At 70.7% G+C, this 17,895-nt stretch carries 20 protein-coding genes; 11 read left to right on the top strand and 9 right to left on the bottom strand.

Going from position 1 to position 17,895, the window contains the following annotated elements; genetic code table 11:
• Positions 1-38 precede the first annotated feature (38 nt).
• Together Apa02nite_RS40825 and Apa02nite_RS40820 are read left to right on the top strand one after the other, a co-directional pair.
• Positions 39-908, top strand: a complete 870-nt coding sequence (locus Apa02nite_RS40825; protein WP_203829847.1) for a helix-turn-helix transcriptional regulator — start codon at positions 39-41, stop codon at positions 906-908.
• Complete coding sequence (locus Apa02nite_RS40820; protein ID WP_203829846.1) at positions 905-1,069, top strand: hypothetical protein; 165 nt, start codon at positions 905-907, stop codon at positions 1,067-1,069. The genes Apa02nite_RS40825 and Apa02nite_RS40820 overlap by 4 nt, the downstream gene beginning before the upstream one ends.
• On the opposite strand, the gene Apa02nite_RS40815 is transcribed toward Apa02nite_RS40820, so the two are convergent.
• Together Apa02nite_RS40815 and Apa02nite_RS40810 are read right to left on the bottom strand one after the other, a co-directional pair.
• Positions 1,039-1,788 carry an SDR family oxidoreductase gene (locus tag Apa02nite_RS40815; RefSeq protein WP_203829845.1) on the bottom strand — a complete coding sequence of 250 codons (750 nt, stop codon included), beginning with the start codon at positions 1,786-1,788 and terminating at the stop codon, positions 1,039-1,041. The two genes, Apa02nite_RS40820 and Apa02nite_RS40815, sit on opposite strands and share 31 nt — an antisense overlap.
• A gap of 87 nt (positions 1,789-1,875) precedes the next feature.
• Positions 1,876-2,781: a TIGR03620 family F420-dependent LLM class oxidoreductase gene (locus tag Apa02nite_RS40810; RefSeq protein WP_239164900.1), complete on the bottom strand. Its 906-nt coding sequence runs from the start codon at positions 2,779-2,781 to the stop codon at positions 1,876-1,878.
• 118 nt (positions 2,782-2,899) lie between these two features.
• On the opposite strand from Apa02nite_RS40810, the gene Apa02nite_RS52095 reads away from it, so the two are divergent.
• The 3 genes from Apa02nite_RS52095 to Apa02nite_RS40795 all read left to right on the top strand — a co-directional run bounded on the left by Apa02nite_RS52095 (position 2,900) and on the right by Apa02nite_RS40795 (position 6,872).
• On the top strand, positions 2,900-3,508 hold the full coding sequence (locus Apa02nite_RS52095) for a TetR/AcrR family transcriptional regulator (protein ID WP_203829844.1): 609 nt from the start codon (positions 2,900-2,902) through the stop codon (positions 3,506-3,508).
• A gap of 249 nt (positions 3,509-3,757) precedes the next feature.
• Positions 3,758-4,426: an HAD family hydrolase gene (locus Apa02nite_RS40800; RefSeq protein WP_203829843.1), complete on the top strand. Its 669-nt coding sequence runs from the start codon at positions 3,758-3,760 to the stop codon at positions 4,424-4,426.
• Between the two features lie 151 nt (positions 4,427-4,577).
• On the top strand, positions 4,578-6,872 hold the full coding sequence (locus Apa02nite_RS40795; RefSeq protein ID WP_239164899.1) for a bifunctional diguanylate cyclase/phosphodiesterase: 2,295 nt from the start codon (positions 4,578-4,580) through the stop codon (positions 6,870-6,872).
• A 21-nt stretch (positions 6,873-6,893) separates the two neighbouring features.
• On the opposite strand, the gene Apa02nite_RS40790 is transcribed toward Apa02nite_RS40795, so the two are convergent.
• The 3 genes from Apa02nite_RS40790 to Apa02nite_RS40780 form a co-directional block, all read right to left on the bottom strand.
• A complete protein-coding gene (locus Apa02nite_RS40790; RefSeq protein WP_239164898.1) occupies positions 6,894-7,415 on the bottom strand; it encodes a DUF4352 domain-containing protein in 522 nt (173 codons plus the stop codon).
• Positions 7,416-7,667: 252 nt separating this feature from the next.
• Complete coding sequence (locus Apa02nite_RS40785; protein ID WP_203829841.1) at positions 7,668-8,903, bottom strand: NAD(P)/FAD-dependent oxidoreductase; 1,236 nt, start codon at positions 8,901-8,903, stop codon at positions 7,668-7,670.
• Positions 8,904-8,952: 49 nt separating this feature from the next.
• A complete protein-coding gene (locus Apa02nite_RS40780; protein ID WP_203829840.1) occupies positions 8,953-9,132 on the bottom strand; it encodes a hypothetical protein in 180 nt (59 codons plus the stop codon).
• A gap of 120 nt (positions 9,133-9,252) precedes the next feature.
• Here Apa02nite_RS40780 and Apa02nite_RS40775 point away from each other — a divergent pair, with 120 nt between their 5' ends.
• Positions 9,253-10,035: a hypothetical protein gene (locus Apa02nite_RS40775; protein WP_203829839.1), complete on the top strand. Its 783-nt coding sequence runs from the start codon at positions 9,253-9,255 to the stop codon at positions 10,033-10,035.
• Positions 10,036-10,229: 194 nt separating this feature from the next.
• Here Apa02nite_RS40775 and Apa02nite_RS40770 read toward each other — a convergent pair whose 3' ends face one another.
• Positions 10,230-11,738, bottom strand: a complete 1,509-nt coding sequence (locus tag Apa02nite_RS40770) for a carboxylesterase/lipase family protein (RefSeq protein WP_203829838.1) — start codon at positions 11,736-11,738, stop codon at positions 10,230-10,232.
• Between the two features lie 67 nt (positions 11,739-11,805).
• On the opposite strand from Apa02nite_RS40770, the gene Apa02nite_RS40765 reads away from it, so the two are divergent.
• A complete protein-coding gene (locus tag Apa02nite_RS40765) occupies positions 11,806-12,417 on the top strand; it encodes a TetR/AcrR family transcriptional regulator (RefSeq protein ID WP_203829837.1) in 612 nt (203 codons plus the stop codon).
• Between the two features lie 4 nt (positions 12,418-12,421).
• On the opposite strand, the gene Apa02nite_RS40760 is transcribed toward Apa02nite_RS40765, so the two are convergent.
• A complete protein-coding gene (locus tag Apa02nite_RS40760; protein WP_203829836.1) occupies positions 12,422-13,342 on the bottom strand; it encodes an ATP-binding protein in 921 nt (306 codons plus the stop codon).
• A 378-nt stretch (positions 13,343-13,720) separates the two neighbouring features.
• Here Apa02nite_RS40760 and Apa02nite_RS40755 point away from each other — a divergent pair, with 378 nt between their 5' ends.
• Both Apa02nite_RS40755 and Apa02nite_RS40750 read left to right on the top strand, forming a co-directional pair.
• Positions 13,721-14,131, top strand: a complete 411-nt coding sequence (locus Apa02nite_RS40755; RefSeq protein ID WP_203829835.1) for a hypothetical protein — start codon at positions 13,721-13,723, stop codon at positions 14,129-14,131.
• Positions 14,109-14,609: a GNAT family N-acetyltransferase gene (locus Apa02nite_RS40750; RefSeq protein WP_203829834.1), complete on the top strand. Its 501-nt coding sequence runs from the start codon at positions 14,109-14,111 to the stop codon at positions 14,607-14,609. Before Apa02nite_RS40755 ends, Apa02nite_RS40750 begins: the two co-directional genes overlap by 23 nt.
• Before the next feature lie 154 nt (positions 14,610-14,763).
• On the opposite strand, the gene Apa02nite_RS40745 is transcribed toward Apa02nite_RS40750, so the two are convergent.
• On the bottom strand, positions 14,764-15,609 hold the full coding sequence (locus Apa02nite_RS40745; protein ID WP_239164897.1) for a GlxA family transcriptional regulator: 846 nt from the start codon (positions 15,607-15,609) through the stop codon (positions 14,764-14,766).
• Between the two features lie 213 nt (positions 15,610-15,822).
• Here Apa02nite_RS40745 and Apa02nite_RS40740 point away from each other — a divergent pair, with 213 nt between their 5' ends.
• On the top strand, positions 15,823-16,206 hold the full coding sequence (locus tag Apa02nite_RS40740) for a cupin domain-containing protein (RefSeq protein ID WP_203829832.1): 384 nt from the start codon (positions 15,823-15,825) through the stop codon (positions 16,204-16,206).
• Positions 16,207-16,443: 237 nt separating this feature from the next.
• Positions 16,444-16,791, top strand: a complete 348-nt coding sequence (locus tag Apa02nite_RS40735) for a hypothetical protein (RefSeq protein WP_239164896.1) — start codon at positions 16,444-16,446, stop codon at positions 16,789-16,791.
• 59 nt (positions 16,792-16,850) lie between these two features.
• Here Apa02nite_RS40735 and Apa02nite_RS40730 read toward each other — a convergent pair whose 3' ends face one another.
• Entirely contained in the window at positions 16,851-17,885 is a 1,035-nt protein-coding gene (locus tag Apa02nite_RS40730) for an aldo/keto reductase (RefSeq protein ID WP_203829831.1), read from the bottom strand.
• Positions 17,886-17,895: the final 10 nt, after the last annotated feature.

Raw genomic sequence — 17,895 nt, 5'->3', positions numbered from 1 at the left:
CCTGCCTGATCCCCGGCCGCCGACGTAGCGTCGCAGGGGTGGACAGCCGAACCGAGATCCGCGACTTCCTGACCACCCGCCGGGCGAAGATCACCCCGGAGCGGGCCGGTCTGCCCGACTACGGCGGTCACCGCCGGGTCAGCGGGCTGCGCCGCGAGGAGGTGGCGATGCTGGCCGGGGTCAGCGTCGACTATTACACCCGGCTCGAGCGGGGCAACCTCTCCGGCGTCTCGGACAGTGTGCTCGAGGCCCTCGCGCGCGCCCTGCAGCTGGACGAGGCCGAGCGGGTCCACCTGTTCGACCTGGCCCGGGCCGCCAACACCAGCGCCGCGGCGAGCCGCGGCAGACGAAGGCCGGGCGCACTGTTGCGGCCCGGCGTCCAGGTTCTTCTCGACGCGATGACGATGGCTCCGGCGTACGTCCGGAACGGCCGGCTCGACGTGCTCGGCGCGAACCAGCTCGGCCGCGCGGTGTTCGCGCCCCTGTTCGCCACGGCCGCTCCGGTGCCCAACCTCGCCCGGTTCATCTTCCTCGACCCGGCCGCGCAGACGTTCTACGTGGGCTGGGAGCAGCTGGCCGCGGATACCGTCGCGTTGCTGCGCGCCGAGGCGGGGCGTGATCCGTACGATCGGGGTCTGACCGACCTGATCGGTGAGTTGTCCACCCGCAGTGAGGTGTTCCGGACCTGGTGGGCCGCGCACAACGTGCGCCTGCACCGCAGCGGGGTCAAGTACATGCACCACCCGGAGGTCGGCCCGCTGACCCTGGCCTACGAGTCGCTGGACCTGACCACCGACCCCGGCCTGCGGCTCAACGCCTACACCGCCGAGCCCGGCAGCAGGTCCCGCGAGGCGCTCGACCTGCTGGCCAGCTGGACCGCCGTGCCCACCGAGGTGAGGAACCCATGAGCACGGACCCGCGGGTGGAGCGGGACGTGGTCTTCCGCACGGCCGATGCCGGTGTGCACCCCGGCATCGGCATTGCTTACGACCACTTCGGCTCTGACGATCCGCCTGCTGCCGTCCTGACCGTTGCCGGTCAGACCTGGCTGGCGCCGCCGTCCACGTAGATCTCCGCGCCGGTCATGAACGTGCTGGCGCTCGACGCCAGGAACACCACCGCGTCGGCGATCTCCTCGGGCCGGCCCAGCCGGTTCATCGGCACCCCGGCGGCCAGGCCCTTGAGCAGCTGCTCGGCGGCCTCGGCGTCGGGCGCGAGCCCGGTCAGGCCGGGCGTCTCGATCGGTCCGGGCGCGATGCTGTTGACCCGGATCTCGCGGCCCACCAGCTCGGCCGCCCAGCTGCGGGTGAACGACCGCAGCGCGGCCTTGGTCGCGGCGTAGACGCTGAACGACGCGGCGCCCTTGGTGTCGATGTTGGAGCTGGTCAGGATCACCGAGGCGCCCCGGTTGAGCAGCGGGAGCACGGCCTGCACGGTGAACAGCGTGCCGCCGACGTTGGTGTTGAACGTGTCGGCGTAGTGCTGCCAGGTGATCTCGCCGAGCGCGGCGAACTCGCCACCGCCGGCGTTCGCGAACAGGATGTCGAGCCCGGCGCCCCGCTCACGGATCGCGGTGGCGACCCGCTCCAGGTCGTCGAGGTTCGCCACGTCGGCGCGGACACCGGTGGCGTTGGCGCCGATCGCGGCGACCGCGGCGTCGAGGGCGTCCTGACGGCGCCCGGTGAGGAAGACGTGTGCGCCGTCGGCGGCGAGGCGGCGGGCGGCGGCCAGGCCGATGCCCGAGGTGGCGCCGGTGACGAGGGCGGTCTTGCCGGTGAACTGAGACATGGTGGGTCTTCCTTTGCTGAAAATCGGTCGGTTGTCTTCGGCCGCGGCCTGGTGACCCCGGCTGCGGTCAGTTGATCTCGGAAGCGGTCAGTGGTTGAGGAACGCCAGCTCGCGCCACTGGGCGAGCGGCAGGCCGGAGCCACCCGAGGTGATCACGTGCAGGGCGACGTGATCGGCGCCGGCGTCGAGGTGGTCCTGCACGCGGCGGGCGACGTCCTCGGCCGTGCCGTGCGCGACGAGCGCGTCGATCAGCCGATCACTGCCGCCGGGCACCAGGTCGTCGTCGCCGAACCCCAGGCGTTTCAGGTTGTTGCGGTAGGTGGGAAAGCCCAGGAACATGCCGATCCCGGCGCGGGCTGCCGCCCGTGCCCGATTTTGATCGGTGTCCAGGACGACCGCTTGGTGCGGCGCGATCAGTGGTTCCGGTCCGACCATTTTTCGGTACGCCGAGACGTACGCCAGCGTCACCAGGAACGGATGCCACCCGCCCGTGCGGGCCACTGCCAGGTCGACCATCTTCGGCCCGAGCGCGCCGAGCAGCAGCCGGTCGGCACCCAGGCCGGGCTGTCGGTCGGTCCCACGGCCGCGCCCGGTCCCGGGCTCGCGCCCCGGAGTCAGCTCGTCCAGGTAACGCGCCATCGACGTGACCGGCTTGCCGTAGTCCTGCCCGTGCGCGGTGGCACCGGCCGGACTGCCGATGCCCAGCCCGACCACGGTCCGTGCCCCGTATTTCGCGTCGAGCTCGGCGACCCGCCCGGTCAGCGCAGCGGCCGACTGCCCCCAGATGTTGAGCACGCCGGTGACCACCCGGCTGCCCGGCGCCGCACCCAGCAGGTGATCGACGTCGTCGAGCACGCCACCGCCGTCCAGGCCGGGTAACCAGATGGTGTTCCAGCCGAGTTCACCGAGTTCCGCCGCGGCGTCCCGGACCTGCGGCCGCCCGGCGGAGCGCAACTCCATGCTCCACACGCCGACCCGCCCTAGATTGCTCATGACCAGCACTTCCATTTCCGTACCGCTCGGTACTGATATCAGGAACGCTAGCACACGCCGGCTTATTTCTGTACCGATCGGTTAAGATGAGCTGGATCACCCGGGAGGGGGCGCCGAGATGACGGCGAAGACACGTGAGCGCGGTCGCCCGAGGGGCTTCGACGCGGACGCGGCCCTGGACCGCGCGGTCGAGGTGTTCTGGCGCAACGGCTTCGAGGGCGCGTCGCTGACCGACCTCACCGAGGCCATGGGCATCAACCGGACCAGCATGTACGCCGCGTACGGCAACAAGGACGAGCTGTTCCGGCGCGCGGTCGCCCGCTACGCCGAGCAGGACATGGCGTATGCCCGGGAGGCGCTGGCCGAGCCCACCGCCTACGCGGTGATCGAGAAGTTCCTGCGTTCCAACGCCGACGCGCTGACTCAGCCCGACCGCCCGGCCGGCTGCCTGTCCATCCAGGGCGGCCTGGCCTGCGGCAGCGACAACGGCAACACCGCACAGTTCCTGGCCGCCAGCCGACTGGCCGGCGAGGCCCTGATGGCCGAACGCCTGACCCGCGCGGCGGCAGAGGGCGACCTGCCTCCCGGCACCGATCCGGTGGCGCTGGCCCGCTACGTCATGGTCGTCAGCGAGGGCAACGCCGTCCACGCCACCGCCGGCACCCCCCGAGAGGCCCTCCACACCACCGTCGACCTGGCCCTGCGCGCCATCCCCCACGCCGCCTGACTCGCCCTCCCGCACCCCCGCACCCCCGCACCCCGTCTCGACCGCCACGCGCCCCCGTCCCCCGGCTGGTTGTCAGGGGTCCCTCAAAGCCCCGAAGACACACCTGCCACCCAGCTCACGAGCGCCGGCTGGTTGGCAAGGGTGCCTGAAAGGGTCTGAGACACCCCTGGCGGCCAGCCGGGTTCGGCGGGCATCACGCTCGGCGTGGAGCGCGGCGTTCGCTGCGCGGCGCCGCCTACAGTGAGGCGCGTGGATCTTCCTGAGAATGTCGCGGCCGTGGTCTTCGACTGTGACGGGCTGCTCGTCGACACCGAGACGTGCTGGACCCGGGCCGAGACGGCACTGTTCGCCGAGCACGGCCACGGCTTCGGGCTGGAGCAGAAGAAGCTGCTCATCGGCCGGACCCTGGAGACCGCCGCCGAGGCGATAGCCACCTACTTCGACCTGCCCGGCGAAGGTCCCGCCCTGGCCGCCCGGCTCCACGACCTGGTCGCCCTCGAACTCGCCGCCGGCGCCGACGCGCTCCCGGGCGCCCGCGACCTGGTGACCGCGTTACGCGGCCGGGTGCCCATCGCCGTAGCCAGCAACAGCAACCGTGCCTTCGTCGACACCGCCCTGGCCAAGTCCGGGCTGGCCGAGCTGTTCTCGCACGTCTACGCGGTCGAGGACGTCTCACGACCCAAGCCCGCACCGGACCTCTACCTGGCGGCGTGCGACGGCCTCGGGGTGGATCCGGCGCGCAGCGTCGCCTTCGAGGACTCCGGCACCGGGGTGGCCTCGGCCCGCGGCGCCGGCCTCTACGTCATCGGCGTCCCGTCACTGCCGGGCACGACTCTCGACGTACACCGGAGATACTCCTCGCTCGCCGACACGGAATTGCTCACCTGGGGTTCAGGCCTCGGCCTTAACCGCCGATAAGCCCGTTGACCATGATCGAAAAGCTCGTCCCGGCAAGGACGAGTTGCGGGCCGTTTACCCCTCAGAAGCAGGCCTAGTCCCGAGAAATCTCAGAACCGCCCGCCGATGGTCGATCACCGGCATGGTGACACAGGGATCGGTTCTGAGGAGGATGATGATCGGCCGGTCGGCGATAGTCCGTCACGCGCGCGCCGCGGCCTTCCTCGCCGGTCTGCTGGTGCTGGTGATGAGCGTGTTCACCAGTGTGCTGGCGACCCGGGACAAGCAGGTCACCTCGCAGGACCACGCCCTCGATCTCGCCCTGCAACAGCAGGTCGCCACGGTGCGCAACTATTTCGCGCAGTCCCGGGCGATCGCCGAAGTGCTCGCCGACAACCCGGTCTTCATCGACTTCTACCAGGCGCCCGGCACCACGGCAGAGAAGGTCGCCGCCGGTGGGCCACTGCTGGAGCGGGTCAACGACGCGCTCGCGTACCTGGAGCAGTTGTACCCGGGCCGGGTCGGTGAGGCGTGCTTCGTCGACCGCGACGGCTCCCAGATCGCCCGGATCGACAACGGCCTGCCGGTCGCGACGAAGAACCTGCGCCAGGACGAGACGAAGATGTCCTACTTCGCCCCGACACTCGCACTCGGTCCGGAGCGGGACTACCAGACCAAGGCCTACCAGTCGCCGGACACCCACAACGCGGTCATCTCCAACTCGATCGTGGTGTCGGCGGCCGGGCACACCGGCATGGTGCACTTCGAGATCGCCCTGGACAGCCTGCGGCTGCCGGCGACCAGTGGCCGGGTCGCCTCGATCATCGACGCGAGCACCGGCGGGGTGCTTGTCGACTCCCGGACCGCGACGACGATCACCGGCAATGACGACGACTCGTTCATCCCGTTGAAGGAAGGTGGCCAGCTCGCCGGCATCACCACGCTGGGCGACCGGCGGGTGGCCTACCAGCGGCTCCCCACCGCCACCAACAACGCCAACGACTGGTACGTCGCGGTGTCCGCCACCGCGTTCGGGCTCGGCTGGTCCCGTGGCCTGAGCGTCAACTCGCTCGCGCTGCTGCTGGGCGCGCTGCTGACCATCCTGGTGTCCGGTGTGAGCTGGCGCAGTCACACCCGCTCGGTGCGCCGGGCCTCCACCCACGACCCGCTCACCGGCCTGCCGAACCGGGCGCTGTTCGTCGAGCGCACCGAGGTTGCCCTGCGCAACGGCCGCCCCGCCGCCGCGCTGATCATCAACTTGCAGGGCTTCCGGAACGTCAACGACGTGCTCGGGCACCGGCACGGAGACCTGCTGCTCATCCAGGTCGCGGAACGGCTCTCGGAGGCCGCCCCGACCGGCGCCACGGTCGCCCGGATCGGCGCCGACGACTTCGCCGTGCTGCTGCCCGGAATCGAACTGGAGCCGGCCCGGGAGACCGCCGATAAGCTGCTGGCCGCGTTGCACCACACCTTCCTGATCGACGACTTCCAGCTCGACGTCGAGGCGAACGCCGGGCTGGCCGCCGCACCGGAGCACGGCACCGAGGCCGACGCCCTGCTGCGGCACGCCGACGCGGCCCTGCACCTGGCCCGCGAACAGGCCAGCACGGTCCAGCAGTACGACGCGTCGAACGACACCAACGCCGCCAACCGCCTCGAACTGCTCGGCGACCTGCGCCGCGCGATCGGAGCCGACGACCAGCTCTCGCTGCACTACCAGCCCAAGATCGACCTGGCCGGCGGCCGGGTCACCGGCGTCGAGGCGCTGATCCGCTGGCAGCACCCGCGCCTGGGCCGGGTCGCGCCGGACCAGTTCATCCCGATGGCCGAGTCGACGAGCCTGATCCGTCCGCTGACCAGCCACGTCCTGGACATCGCCGTACACCAGGCGAAGGACTGGTCGGACCGCGGCATGCCGATCCCGGTCGCGGTCAACCTGTCCACCCGCTCCCTGCTCGACCCGCACTTCCCGGCCCAGGTCTTCGACCTGCTGCACCGGGTCGGCCTGCCGGTCGCGCTGCTCAAGTTCGAGATCACCGAGAGCATGGTGATGACCGACCCGGAGAAGGCCCTGGCCGTGTTGCGCGAACTGCGCAGCGGCGGCATCAGCCTGTCGATCGACGACTTCGGCACCGGCCACTCGTCGATGACCTACCTGCAACGCCTCCCGGTCGACGAACTGAAGATCGACAAGTCGTTCGTCCAGGCGATGGGCGACAGCCACGGCGACGCCGTGCTGGTGCGCACCGCGATCACGCTCGGCCACAACCTGGGCCTGTCGGTCGTCGCCGAGGGCGTCGAGGACCTGGCCGCGGTGGCCGCCCTGCGCGAACTCGGCTGCGACGTCGCCCAGGGATACCACTTCGCCCGCCCGATGCCGGCCGAGGACTTCGACCAGTGGCTCAGTGATTACTCGGGCCGCTCCTACTCGGCCCGGCACTCCGCGAACGCCGTCCCGGTCGCCTGACCATCGCGGAGGGCTGGCCGCCTATCTGAGCGTGACCTCTACGCCGCCGGAGAACGGCGAGTCGTGGAGTTCCAGGGTGGCCAGCGTGACCCCCCTCGGGACGTCGAAGACGAGGCTGCTTGTCGCTTTCTTGCCCGGGGCAAGCTTCTTCAAGAACGCGTCAGTGCCGTGATTGGCGTAGAGGCTGGCCAGCTCGTCGATCCGGTATTCGCCGCCCGACGCGTCCCGCGCCTTCTGGGGGTAGCCGATGAAATATTTCGTGCCGTCGCCGATGTCGCGCACCGACAGGCTGATCACGCAGAACTTGCCCGCGGCGGTGCGTTTGAGGCGCTCGACACCGATGCTCGTCCGGGAGCAGTCCATCGCGGAGACCACGAACTGGAACTTGCCGTCGCGGACGGCGTCGCCGAAGCCGGGCCCGGCCGGGACGACCTTCGCCGGCGGGCTGGTGGTGGCCGTGACGGCGGCCGACCGCGTATGGCTGTACTGCTCGGCGGCGATGCCGGCCGCGAACAGCGCGACCACCACGACGAGCGACGCCACGACCGCCAGCGACACCTTGAGCGGCGACACGGGTCGGGCGGCCCGGACCGGCCGGCGAGATCGGGCAGTCCGTACTGAGCCGTGCTGCTGACGAGAATCGTGCGACATCGAGCCACTCCACGGGGCCGGCCGGGTTCACTATCTCCTCACTCTCGGCCACCACTCACGTCTGAACCAGTAATTCGGCATGATCAGCACCAATCACCGCCTGATCGGACAAACCATCGACCCCGAGCACGGCCACGCTGGTGGTCATTTCAGCAGCTCCGGTAGCTCGACCGCCGCATCGGCCAGCCTGGCCAGATCGATCCGCTGCCCGGCCAACCCCGCCCGTACCAAATCCTGGATCTGATCGGTGACCTCCCAGACGTTGATGTTCATGCCGGCGGCCACCCGGCCCTCGACGGTCCAGAAGACGACGGCCTCGAGAGCGTCAAGGCTTCCCCGGACCACCAGCTCGGACTGCCCGCCCGGCGGCACCCAGCCGGCATACTCCATGCCGAGCTCGTACTGGTCGGTGAAGAAATACGGCAGGTGGTCCCAGGGCGTGCCCCGGTCCAGCATCGCTCGGGCCGCCGCGGGACCGGACTGCAGCGCGTTGGCCCAGTGCTCGACCCGGACGCGATGCCCCAGCAGCGGATGGTCGATGTTCGCGATGTCGCCGGCCGCGAAGATGTCCGCGTCGCTGGTGCGATGGTGGGCGTCGACGAGCACCCCGCCGTCGACGGCCAGGCCGGCCTGCTCGGCCAGTTCCACGTTCGGTGCCGCACCGACGGCGATCAGGACGTAGTCGGTGTCCAGGACGGTGCCGTCGTCGAGCACGACCTGCGCGACGTCGCCGTCACCACGCAGCTCGGCGACGTGGGTCCGATAGCGGAAGTCCACACCGTGCGTGCGGTGCAAGGACCCGAACACCGCCGCCAGCTCGTCGCCGAGCACGTGCTGCAGCGGCGCGGATTCCGGGGTCACGACGGTCACCGCGACGCCCCGGCCGCGTGCCGCCGCGGCGATCTCGAGGCCGATCCAGCCGGAGCCGACGATGGTCAGCCGGGCGCCATCGGTCAAGATCTCGGCGAGCCGGTCAGAATCGTCGAGGGTACGCAGGGTGAGCACGTTGCCCAGCTCCGCGCCGGGCACCGGCAGGTCACGGGGCCGCGAGCCGGTGGCCAGCAGCAGTCGGTGATAGCCGATCTCCTCCCCCGCAGCGGTCCGCACGGTCTTCCGCTCCCGATCGACGTGGATGACCCGGGTCCCCACGCGCAGGTCGACGTCGTGCTCGGCGTACCAGCCGGCCTCGTGCACGTACGGAACGCCGGCCTCCGCCTTGCCCAGCAGCAGATCCTTGGACAGCGGCGGCCGCTCGTAGGGCCGGTGGTGGTCGTCGCCGAGCAGCACGATCCGGCCGGTGAAGCCCTCCTCGCGCAGCGTCTCGGCGGCCTTGGCCCCGGCCAGGCTGGCGCCCACGATCACAAAGGTCGGTTCGGTCATGACAGCTCCTCGCATTGACGACTGCTTCGTAGAGTTCGATGTATCGGTCCTACATCAAGGCTTCGTCCTCGGCCAGGTCCCGAGTGTTGTGGCCGACACCCCGCGACGCCGCGATCCGGTGCACGGCGAGCAGGATCCCGTCGAGCGCGCTGATCGCCACCGCGACGAGGCCCGCGGCGGCGTAGTCCAGCCGGCGCCACGGCGCTGCCCGCAACCTGCGGGTTCGCACCGGCCGGGCACGGTGATCAAAATCAGCACGCCGACGGGAGAAGGAGCATGACGGGGATGTACACACCAGGCAGACCGGGCGGGACCGCCGTTTGTGACAACGCCGGTTAGGTTGTCGGCCGTGGGAGTCAGCGCATACGTGCATTGCCGCTGCTGGAAGGACGGGTTGGCGCCAGCGCCGCCGGTCGGCCCGGTCGGTTTCGACGAGGACGGCCGGCTCGGTCTGCTGGAGCCCTGGAGCCGGGAGACCGCGAACGCGCACGGCGACGTCGAGCACTGGCTGGAGCACGGCTGCCCGCACGACCACATGCAAATCCGCCGCGAGGAGATCGGGTCCTGGGCCGGCATCCGAATCTTCCAGCAGGCCCTGCGGGCGGCGGGCGCGGCGGACTTCCCGGTGCTGCTCAGATACCTGCCGGAGACCAACGACGGCTGGATCCCCGCTGACGAGGTGCCCCGGGTGCTGGCCGAATTGGATCACTTCGAGAACGGCGCGCGGCTGGCCGACGAGGTCGTCCTGGTCGACGAGGCGTCCGGGGACGCGCTGCATTCCTACGTCGCCGGCCACGGCGGCGTGTTCATCTGGGGCCGGGACCTCCACATCGGGGTCGATCCGGACGGCTTCTTCGTCCTCGACAGGACGACGGAGCCACCCGGCACGCTCTTCCGGGCGGCCTGTTTCGAGCAGCGGGTCCTGCCCGGCGGCGAGCTGGAACTCACCGGCGAGGGGCACAGCGTGCGGCTGGCAATGACACCGATCGCCAACTACTTGCCGACCCCGCCGCAGCGGTTCACGGTCCAGGTCAGACCGCGGTCGGCGGCGGACTTCGACCACCTGCTGGGCATGCTGCGCCGACTGTGCGCCGCAGCCCTGTCCACCGACAACCCGATCCACTGGACCTGACCCCGACACCCCTCCCGAAGCGACGACCACCGCAACCAGCAGCAACGCTCCAGAAACGACGACCAGCGGAACCAGCCGCGACCCTCCCGAGACCACGACCAACGGCTCCAACGGCGACGACACCGAGGCGACAACCACCGGACGCAGCAGCGGCACCGGCAGGCCCGCAAGCGCCGGACATCAGACCTCGGGCATCAGAGGCCGGCCCAGAATCCGCACTGGTGCTCGGCCGCCAGGTCGACGCCTCCGTCACGGTCGGCGGCGAACACCCGGTGTGCGGGCATCGCTGCCCACCCCGGCCGCCCGGTCGCCGCGAACCGGGACCAGGCGTCGATCATGTCGTCGGCCAGATTCGCCTGGACGTCGCCGACCGTGGTGAAGCCGGCCACGTCGAAGAGATATGGCAGCTCGTAACCGTGTGCGGCGCCCCACGGATACGTATCGGACACCGCCGGGCTGTGCCGTTCGGCGAACTCGTAGCCGAAGGCCGGCGCGTGCCGGGCGAGCAGGCGCCGGGTGGCCAGCGACGGGCACGCCCAGATCCGGTCGGTGGCGAGCGCCGCCCAGGCCAGACCCGGTGTTTCATACGACCCGGCCGGATATCGAGCGGCGACGTCGGCGGCCCGGTCACCGAACGCGGAATCCAGCATCGCCGCGTAGTCGGCCGCAGTGAGCGGCGCGCCCAGCCACAGCTCCTGCACGCCGGTGAACGCGCGGTGCTCGTCGAGGTTGGTCCCGCTGAGCACCGGCACCCGGGCCGCCCTGCCTGCCCGCAGCGCCACGGCTGGCGAGTCGGGCAGCAGGGCCGTGCCGTAGGCGGGAGTGGTGAAGGCCCTCGTCGCGCCGAGCAGCGCGAGCGGGTCCTTGCCGCGCAGGCACGCGACCGCCTGCGTCGGCGGGCAGCCGAGCGTGGCGGCGAACGCGGAACCGTTGCGCTCGACGGTCGCCCGGGACGTGAACGGCACTCCGGCACCCATGCTGGGCAGGAACAACCCGTCGGGCCAGCTGTCCAGGCACGACCCGGACTGCATGATCGCCTTGTCGAAGAGCCCCCGGGCGGACGGCGAGGTGAGCTGTGCGCAGACGCTCTCCGCGCCGGCCGACTCGCCGTCGAGGGTGACGTTGCGCGGGTCGCCGCCGAACGCGGCCGCGTTGTGCCGCACCCAGCGCAGCGCCGCCTGCTGGTCCTGCAGGCCGAACGTGCCGGAGCCGGCGAGCCCGGGCAGTCCGAAATAGCCGAGCACGCCGAGCCGGTAGTTGACGGTGATCACGACCAGGTCGCCGTGGGTGGCCAGGCGGGCCGGGTCGTAGTCGGTGGCCGAGCCGTTCTGGAAGCTGCCGCCGTGCAGGAACACCAGCACCGGGTGCGGGCCGGGCGTGGTCGGCGCGGTGACGTTGAGATAGAGACAGTCCTCGTCGCCGGTGGGCGCGCCGAAGACCGGGTTCTGCGCGCAGCGCTCGTGCGGTGCGGTCGCGTCGCGCACGCCGCGCCAGGCGGTCACCGGTTGCGGGGCCCGCCAGCGGCGTTCGCCGGTCGGGGGTGCGGCGTACGGGACGGCTTCGAACGTACGAAATCCGGTTTTGACTGTGCCTTTGATCTGGCCCTGGTCGGTCCGCACGATCGGACCGGCGGCCGCGGCCGGGACAGCGGGCACCACCAGCATCGCGGCCAGTGCCAACACACTCCAGCTGAGCCTGCGCACTTGCACCTCCGGGTGAGGATTTTTTATGATGCAGATGTATCATAACCGGAGATGGCACAGTGGTGCGATGCCGAAGCGGGTGGATCATGAAGTACGACGGCGGCAGATCGCCGCGGGAGTGTGGCGGATCGCCGCCGAGCGCGGGCTGCCCGCGGCCACGTTGCGCGAGGTCGCGGCGGAGTCCGAGGTGTCGATGCGGCTCGTGCAGTATTACTTCACGACCAAACACCAGATGCTGGTGTACGCGTTCGAGCTCGCCGCGGTCACCGCCGGTGAGCGGATGCGCAGCCGGTTCGGCGAGCTGGGGCGCACGCCGGAGCCGGTCGAGGTGGTCCGGATCTGCCTGCACGAGCTGCTGCCGACCGATCCGGACAGTCTGCTGCTGAGCCGGGTGCACGCTGCTTACTACGCCGCTGCGCTGACCGATGCCACCCTGACGGCCGCCGACGCCGACAACCCGCAGCACATGCTGGAGAACCTGATCGCGGGTCAACTGCGTGCGGGTCAGGCGCGCGATCTGGTGCCCGCCGCGATCGATCCCGATCTCGAGGCCCGCGGGCTGGCCGCGCTGGCCGCCGGGCTCTCCTCGATCGTGCTGGTGGGTGGCCGGACCCCCGAGGAAGCCCTGGCCACCATCGACTACCAGATCGACCGGCTGTTCCCCGGCCAGACCGCCTGACCGGTCAGACCGCCTGACCGGCCACGTCGCCGTGCAGGCTGCGCACCCAGTCCTTCTGCGCCAGCTTCAGGTGCAGTTCGCGCAGGTAGGCGTCTCGCCGGGGCACGGACACCGGTCGCACCGCGTCGGCGATGGTCCGCAGCGGACCGACGTCCTCGAGGTCCTCGGTCCGCGGGCACCGCCCGTCCTGCCGGGCCCGTCGCAGGCCGGCCTGGGCCGGCAGCACCGCGAGCGGTTCAGCACCCAACTCGCGGCGCAGGTAGTCGACGTCGACCTCGTCGACCACCTTGTTGCCGACCAGGATCAGCAGGTCCTCGACGCCTGCCGCAGCCGCCAGTTCCCGGTATCGGCGGGCCACCGTGACCGATTCCGGCGTGGGTTCGACGACCACCACGATCGCGTCGAACTGGGCGTGCAGCGAGTTGGCGAACGCGTCGGTACCGGCCACCATGTCGCAGACCACCCAGTCGCCGGGCTGCGCCCGCAGGTGCGACAGCAGGTTCTCCAGGATGGCCAGGTGGCCGTGGTAGCAGCCGCCGCCGATGTCCTCCGGCTCGTAGGTGCCCACGTGCATGACGTGGGTGCGCTCGTCGAGCGCCACACCGTGCCCGGCCAGCACCGGGTCGGCGGGATCGAGGGTGACCAGGCGCGAGCCGGGACCGGGCGGGGTGGTGGCGACGAAGTGCTCGACCGCGCCGACCAGGGTGTTGGTGCCCATCAGGTGGCGGCGCACGGACGTGGCATTGTCCGGATGTGACAGCGCGGCCCCCCGGTCGGCGGTGACCCCGAGCAGCGGGGCGAGGTGCACGTTGACGTCGGCGTCGATCGCCAGGACCCGGCGGCCGGTGGCGCGCAGGTGTCCGACGAAGAGCGCGGCCAGGGTGCTCTTGCCACTGCCGCCCTTGCCAGTGAAAGCGATTTTCATTACCGAGAAGCTAGTGACGGCCGAGGAGCCGTGCAAGCGAAACACGCGTTTTCGTAATGAAAATCGTTGCCAACTTTGTCGCGGCTCAGCACGCCGGGAACCCGGCCGAACAGAGCGAGGTGAACCCCTCGTAATGTCCACGCAGGTCAGCGACAGATGATCGAGGTAGGGCCGCCAGCCCGCCCCGTTGTCGACGGACGTGGGCGGGTCCGGATTGCCGGCACCCACCGGAAACCCCAGACCGCCTCGGCGACCGCCGGGTCCGCCGCATGGAAGATCACCATGCCGTCGTCCACCTCCAGACCGAGGGCCGGGACGTCACTGCGGTTCTCGTACGGCCCGCTATGCTCCGGCGGACCGACCGGGTGGGGAGACGGCGTGAAACGCGGCGAGGTCTGGTGGACACCGCTCGACACCGAGTGGCCGGTCGTGCTGATCTCCGACCACGGGGACGCGGTGCAGATCGTCGCGCCGGCCACCGCGGAACAGAAGCGGGGCTTCGTCATCCTCACCCCGGAGCAGGCGGCCGAGGCCCGTCCGGTCGCGGACACCGGCCCACTCGTCGGCATCGAGGTACCCATCGACCTGAGTGAGACCCTCCACCAGGTCGGCGTGGTGCGGGTGGCGCTCCCCCGCAACGGCCACATCTTCTGCACCTGGGAACTGACCGTCGAACCCGGTGCCCTGACCGAGCGCGTGACCACGCTGCCGGCCGAGACGATGCGGCAGCTCGACCAGGCCATCGACATCGGTAGAGTTCGTTCCCATGGTCGACTGGGTCAAGCTTGAACTGGACATCACACGGTTCGACGACGCGAGCTTCGAGCACTACCTGCACCGCGCCCGATCCGCGGACATCCGCTTCTCGACGATGGCCGAGCTGGGCGACCGCCGCGCGCTCTACGAGCTCAACAAGACCTGCTCGGCCGACATCCCGAATCGCGGACCCTTCTATGCGTACGACGAGTACGTCGCCCAGCGCATCGACGTGCCGACGTATGACCCGGAGGGTGTCGTCATCGCCGTCCTCGACGGTGACTGGATCGGCATGTCCGCCACGTCCGTCCACCAGGACGAAGCGTTCTCGGAGATGACCGGCGTGCTCGCCCCGCACCGCGGCAAGGGACTGTCCCTCGCGCTGAAACTCCTCGCGATCCGCTTCGCCCGCTCCGCAGGCTGCCAGCGACTCGTCGCCTTCCACCACCCGGAGAACCACACCGCCATCGCGATGAACCGCCGCCTCGGCTTCGTCGATCAGGCTCGCTGATCGGAGCCGCCCGGCTGGACACAGCGGCCCTTATGAGACCCGCATAACGGCCACCAGAACCAGCCGGGGCGCACCCGGCTGGACACAGCGGCCCGAATGAGACCCGCATAACGGCCGCCAGAACCAGCCGGGCACACTCGGGCGGGTGGCGGGGTCAGCTGGTCCTGTCCGTTGCATCCCGGTCGCTGGGCAACGGTGCGGGGCCATAGAAGCGCCGCCGATAATCCGCCGGGCTCACGCCCACGTGCCGCTGGAACAGGGCGCGCATGTTCGCGCCGGTGCCCAGCCCGGCGCGGCGCGCGACGGCTTCCAGGCCGTGACCGCCCTGCTCGATCAGGCGGCAGGCCAGCGTGACGCGCTCCACGGTCAGCCAGGCCAGCGGGGTGGTGCCGATCTCGGCACGGAACCGCCGGTGCAGGCTGCCCACGCTCATCCCGCACCGCCGCGCGAGGTCCGCCACGGTCAGCGGCTCGTCCAGGCACTGCTGGGCCCAGGCCATCATCGGCGCGAGGGACTGGTCGGCGGCTGGCGGCATCGGGCGTTCCACGAACTGGCGCTGGCCGCCGTCGCGGTAGGCGGCGAAGACCAGGCGGCGGCTGACGTGGTTGGCGATCTCCGCGCCGTGGTCGCGCCGGACGAGGTGCAGCCCCAGGTCGAGCGCCGCGGCGCTGCCCGCCGAGGTCAGCACGTCACCGTCGTCGACGAACAGCACGTCGGGTTCCAGCCGCACCGCCGGGAAGCGCGCCCGGAACTCGTCCGCCAGGTTCCAGTGCACGGTGGCCCGGCGACCGTCGAGCAGGCCGGCCTCGGCCAGGGTGAACGCGCCCGTGCACAGGCCGACCATCCGGGCGCCGCGCTGGTGCGCGCGGCGCAGGGCCGCGAGCAGGGCCGGGCGGGAGGGCGTTTCGACGTACGGCCGGTTCGGCACGATCACGGTGTCCGCTTCGTCGATCTCGTCGAGGCGCCCCACCGCGCCGATGCTGAACAGTGCGTCACGCATGGGCGTCGATGCGCGGGGAGCGACGACCTTCAGGTCGTACAGTAAAAATCCGATCTCGGGCCGCAGCGGACCGCCGAATATCTCGCACGCGCAGCCGATCTCGAACGGGTTGGACTGTTCGTCGACGACGAGGACAACCCGGTGTGAGGATCCTTGCGGCATTGGTCATTTCTACCAGTGCCGGGCCGGTCGTTCCCCGGTCAGGATCGGTGCATGCTCACAAAGTTCGCCCTGGCCGACGAAGCGGCCGGCCTCACCGAGTTCTGGTCCCAGCGCGTGCTCGCCGCGGCCAACGGCAACCTGCTCAAGGTCGCGAAGGGAACCCGATCCACACATTGGCATTCCCACGACGATCAAGACGAGACATTCTTGCTTTTGTACGGCCGGATGACGATCCAACTGCGCGACGGCGACGTCCCGTTGACGCCCGGCGACCTGCTGGTCATCCCCCGCGGCGTCGAGCACTGCCCCCGCGTCGACGGCGACGAGGCCCACTTCCTCCTGATCGGCCCCGACGTCACCTCGACCGCGGCCGGCGGCAAACCGGACTGGAGCGCGCCACCCGCCGATGACCGTGCCGCCCAGCCCGGAGCGTGACGTGGGCCGACCGACCAGTTCGACGAGGACGTCGTCGCGGGCGCGCGGGCGGCCCGCCACCTCACCGGCACGCGTCACCACCTGCAGCCCGGTCTGACGCCGGCCGAGTTCGACCGGATCGAGCAGCAGTTCGGGTTCACCTTCGCCGACGACCACCGGGCCTTTCTCAGCATCTGCCTGCCGACCGCCGATCGCTGGCCGGACTGGCGCGACGGCGACCCGGACACCCTGCGCACGATGCTCGACCGCCCGGTCGACGGCGTCCTCTTCGACGTCGAACACGCCGGCTTCTGGTACCCCGGCTGGGGCGAGCGACCCGCCGACCTGGCGACCGTTCTCGATCAGGCCCGCGCTCATCTCGCGACCGTCCCCCGGCTCGTTCCGGTGTACGCGCACCGCTTCCTGCCCGCCGGTCGCGGCACGTCCGGCCACCCGGTGCTGTCGGTCCACCAGACCGACATCGTCTTCGCCGGCTTCGACGTGGCCGACTACCTGCATCGCGAGTTCGCCGGCGGCCCGACCACCTGGTCCGACGACGCGGAACCCGAGACGACCGTCGCTTTCTGGCTTTATTTCACCGGCTGAGGACCGCGCCGCTCATCGTTCCCGCTTCTTCCGTACGACGGAAGAGCCGCCCGCCGCCGTCACCTGACCGGAACGGCCGGCAGGTCGAGCAGGCTGCGGTCGCCGTCGGCGCCGTGACTCAGGGCCGCGGCGACGTCCTCGTGCGGGGTGCCCGGCCGGACCGCGCTGACCTCGTCCAGCAGTCGGTAGTGTTTGTCGTCGAGGTCGAGGTGCAGCGACTGCAGGTATTCCTGCAGCTGGGCGAGGGTACGCGGGCCGGCGATCGGGACCAGCGCCGTGGCGGCCCGTGCGGACCGGCGACGCAGCCACGCCAGGGAGACCTGGACCGCGCTGACACCCAGCTCGTCGGCGATCGCCAGCACCGCGTCGACGACCGCGGAGCGCTGCGCGGTTCCCTCGATCGCGTCGCCGCGAGCACTCAGCCGGCCCTGCTCCCCCTGCCGGTACTTGCCGGTCAGCAGTCCCCCGGCCAGCGGCGAGTACAGCACCACGCCGAGACCGTACGCCTGCGCCATCGGCAGCAGTTCCCGGTCGGCGGAGCGTTCGGCCAGGCTGTACTCGGTCTGGATGCCGACCAGCGGGGCCAGCCCGCGCAGGTCGGCCCGGACGGCGGCGCCGGCGATCCGCCAGGCCGGGAAGTTGGACAGACCACCGTGCCGGATCTTGCCGGAGCGGATCAGGTCGTCGAAGCCGGCCAGGATCTCCTCGATCGGTGTGACGCCGTCCGGGAAGTGCGGCATGAAGACGTCGACGTAGTCGGTGTTCAGCCGGCGCAGGCTCGCCTCGAGCGACCGGACCATGATCTTGCGGCTGTTGCCGGTGCTTCCGGGGCGGGGCTCGGCCTGCCGGGTCCCGCTGTACTTGGTGATCACCACGAAGTCGTCGCGCCGCGGCCCGAGCAGCCCGCCGAGCACGGTCTCGGCCTGACCGTCCTGGTAGATGTTCGACGTGTCGAACGTGGTGCCGCCGGCGTCGACGAAGGTCTCGAAGATCTGCTGGGCGGCCGCGGCGTTCGCCGTGCTGAACGTGGCCGTGCCGAGCGCGTACTCCGACACGCGCAGTCCGGTCAGCCGGCCGAAGGTCTGGTAACGCATGGCGACTCCT

The sequence above is a fragment of the Actinoplanes palleronii genome, assembly GCF_016862315.1.
In the GTDB taxonomy this organism is placed as follows: Bacteria; Actinomycetota; Actinomycetes; order Mycobacteriales; family Micromonosporaceae; genus Actinoplanes; species Actinoplanes palleronii.
This window is presented reverse-complemented; position numbering and strand designations above follow the sequence as displayed.

Coding starts and splice junctions, on each gene's coding strand:
- Apa02nite_RS40820 (WP_203829846.1), top strand. CDS start 905: ATGAGCACGGACCCGCGGGTGGAGCGGGACGTGGTCTTCCGCACGGCC.
- Apa02nite_RS40815 (WP_203829845.1), bottom strand. CDS start 1,788: ATGTCTCAGTTCACCGGCAAGACCGCCCTCGTCACCGGCGCCACCTCG.
- Apa02nite_RS40810 (WP_239164900.1), bottom strand. CDS start 2,781: ATGAGCAATCTAGGGCGGGTCGGCGTGTGGAGCATGGAGTTGCGCTCC.
- Apa02nite_RS52095 (WP_203829844.1), top strand. CDS start 2,900: ATGACGGCGAAGACACGTGAGCGCGGTCGCCCGAGGGGCTTCGACGCG.
- Apa02nite_RS40795 (WP_239164899.1), top strand. CDS start 4,578: ATGATGATCGGCCGGTCGGCGATAGTCCGTCACGCGCGCGCCGCGGCC.
- Apa02nite_RS40785 (WP_203829841.1), bottom strand. CDS start 8,903: ATGACCGAACCGACCTTTGTGATCGTGGGCGCCAGCCTGGCCGGGGCC.
- Apa02nite_RS40765 (WP_203829837.1), top strand. CDS start 11,806: ATGCCGAAGCGGGTGGATCATGAAGTACGACGGCGGCAGATCGCCGCG.
- Apa02nite_RS40760 (WP_203829836.1), bottom strand. CDS start 13,342: ATGAAAATCGCTTTCACTGGCAAGGGCGGCAGTGGCAAGAGCACCCTG.
- Apa02nite_RS40750 (WP_203829834.1), top strand. CDS start 14,109: ATGGTCGACTGGGTCAAGCTTGAACTGGACATCACACGGTTCGACGAC.
- Apa02nite_RS40745 (WP_239164897.1), bottom strand. CDS start 15,609: ATGCGTGACGCACTGTTCAGCATCGGCGCGGTGGGGCGCCTCGACGAG.
- Apa02nite_RS40740 (WP_203829832.1), top strand. CDS start 15,823: ATGCTCACAAAGTTCGCCCTGGCCGACGAAGCGGCCGGCCTCACCGAG.
- Apa02nite_RS40735 (WP_239164896.1), top strand. CDS start 16,444: ATGCTCGACCGCCCGGTCGACGGCGTCCTCTTCGACGTCGAACACGCC.
- Apa02nite_RS40730 (WP_203829831.1), bottom strand. CDS start 17,885: ATGCGTTACCAGACCTTCGGCCGGCTGACCGGACTGCGCGTGTCGGAG.